Here is a 2,398-nt window from a genome sequence, read left to right as displayed (position 1 = left end):
GGCCCGGTGGTTCCCGTCGCTGGTCTTATCGTCTGAGGCAGGCTCGTCGGCACGCTTGTACTCGGCTGCTTCCGGGCGTAAATCCATCGAAGTGAACTCGCCCGCGTTCATACCAGCGACATCGGCATGCTCCGACGCATTTCCCGCCGCATGTGCGCCAGCATCATCGCTGGCCACACCGCGTTCTTTCCCGACATTTTTATCACCAGACCCGCTGCCCACCAAGGAACTCAGGTTTTGGTTTAGGTCAGTAAAGCCTTTTTGGAACTTACCCATGTTGTCCATAAAGCCACCCAAAATGTCGATAGGCAACGGAAAGACTACAGTCGAGTTTTGGTCTGCCCCGAGCTCCAGAATGGTCTGCAGGTACCGCAATTGAAGCGCAGCCGGTGCCTTCTGTAGTTCCTCGGCGGCCTCACGCAGTTCCTTGGAGGACTGTAACTCACCGTGCGCAGAAATAACCTTTGCGCGTCGCTCACGCTCGGCCTCGGCCTCGCGTGCCAATGCGCGTTGCATGAGCTCCGGAATTTCCACGTCTTTAATCTCCACGATACGGGTCTCCACACCCCAACGATGTGTTTGACCGTTGATAATGCGACGCAAATCTTCGTTAAGCTCATCACGATGAGCTAAGAGATCATCCAAACTAGCACGTCCCAACAGGGAACGAAGGGTGGTTTGCGCGATCTGCGAGGTTGCCACCGCGTAATTTTCCACCTGCAGCACGGCCTTGATGGAATCGGTGACCTCGAACATGACGACGGCGTTGACTCGCACCGATACGTTGTCTTTAGTAATGATTTCCTGCGGCGGAATAGTTAGCGTAACCACGCGCTGGTCGACGCGTTCCATTTTGTCAATCACCGGGATGATCCAGTGCCCACCAGGTTCCATTAGCGGGCGCAAGTGTCCGAAACGGAACGCCACACCACGCTCGTACTGTTTAATTACTTTGAATGAATAGCTGATGATAACTACCAGCACTCCCAGTGCTAGTAGTGCCATAATCGGCCAAAATACTAGTGCGCTCATTACAGATTCGCCTGTGCCTTACTCTTTGTCTGCGGACTTGCTAGCTGCCCGCTTATCAGAACCGTAGTAGTGCTTATATTTCGCAGCGATAACTTCCTCGTGGTTCTCCCCAGTAGCGCGGATACGCTCGGACCCATATTTCTTCGCCAAACGGGTGACTTCATCGTCGCGTACACCGGCGATCGCTTCTTTTGTCGAACGATACTTCACACCGTATTTATCGGTCACCGCCGCCGTCACTTCAGCTTCGATATTGTCCATCGAGGGCAATGCTTCTGGGAAGTTCGACGGCGTCGTCCAGAGATGACGCGCCAGTGGCGTGGTGCCTCCGATCAGAATGATGAGCACGCTCCCAGTCAGAATCAGGTCCGCGGTGTCTGAATGCACCAGTAACGACATGATCGGAAGGATAAAGCCCATCAATGCGACCGCAAGGGAGACGCCGCGGTGGAAGCGACCAGTTTCCGAGTGCGGCCATGGATCCAATTGGCGGGTGACTTCACGACCTTTCGCGCTGACGGTGCAGGCGTCTTTGACCGGACAGGTGTTGCATACCGTCGGGTTTCCGCGGTAGCGCATGACTCGGTTTTCTGGGTCAAAGCTCGATGGCCACAGCCACTGATCTTCCGGGCACTGCCAGGCGTCGTGCGATTCCATGTAGCGGAACCCACCAGCCTGATCTCCGGTTTTGTTCGATGCCGACCGTGCCATTCGGTCAAAACCCCAGGCGACTGCCAAGAGAAACAGACCATAAATGGCACTAAGAATCGTAAATACCGCAGGTAACGCCATTACTTACTCACTGTCATTTCTTTGTTCGCCGCCGCCAGCGTCTCGATTATCTGAGCTGTAGCTACCGCCCCACTTGGTAGAGCTGGAAGAATTAGCACCTTTGTGCTTACGCAAAGTTTCTGAAAGCTCAGCTCCGCTGCGGTTGTCGACACGGCCATGGCCACCGGAAACCAACCCGACTGGAGAACCACCGGTGCCTGCTCCGGCCGGTTCCAGGTTTTCTTCGGATTCGATCTTGCTAAACAATGGTGTGACTGGGAATTCTTCCTCGTCCTGCATCGTTGGAATATCGCCGCTGTGACGAATGGCCTTAAAGGCTCCCCAAATCAAACCTGGGATACCAGCTAAGAAGATGACATCGCCTGGCAAACGCAACCATTCGATGATTGCGTTATCCGGCTGCGTAATATATCCCAACGAGCGGGCTTCTACATAGCCTTCTGCAACGGAGTGATAAAGCTGCAGTGTACCCAGCGGTAGCAGCGAGATAAAGACCATCCACAAAAGACCGATATTAAGCAGCCAGAAGCTCCATTGCATCGATTTATCGGACCAGTATTTCGGTGGGGTTAGG

The 2,398-nt window shown here is 54.2% G+C and carries 1 protein-coding gene and 2 pseudogenes; all 3 read right to left on the bottom strand.

All coding sequences use genetic code 11. The features are described from left to right. Positions 1 to 276: 276 nt before the first annotated feature. Positions 277 to 1,005 (bottom strand): annotated as a pseudogene (locus tag BKN05_RS12015) (SPFH domain-containing protein); the annotation flags it as partial. Positions 1,006 to 1,050: 45 nt separating this feature from the next. Continuing rightward, positions 1,051 to 1,824 (bottom strand): hypothetical protein, encoded by a 774-nt coding sequence (locus BKN05_RS12010; RefSeq protein ID WP_284576045.1) that lies wholly within the window; start codon positions 1,822 to 1,824, stop codon positions 1,051 to 1,053. Between the two features lie 3 nt (positions 1,825 to 1,827). Further along, positions 1,828 to 2,398 (bottom strand): annotated as a pseudogene (locus tag BKN05_RS12005) (nitric-oxide reductase large subunit); the annotation flags it as partial.

Source organism: Corynebacterium sp. S5S1 (assembly GCF_001913985.1).
Lineage (GTDB): Bacteria > Actinomycetota > Actinomycetes > Mycobacteriales > Mycobacteriaceae > Corynebacterium > Corynebacterium marquesiae.
This window is presented reverse-complemented; position numbering and strand designations above follow the sequence as displayed.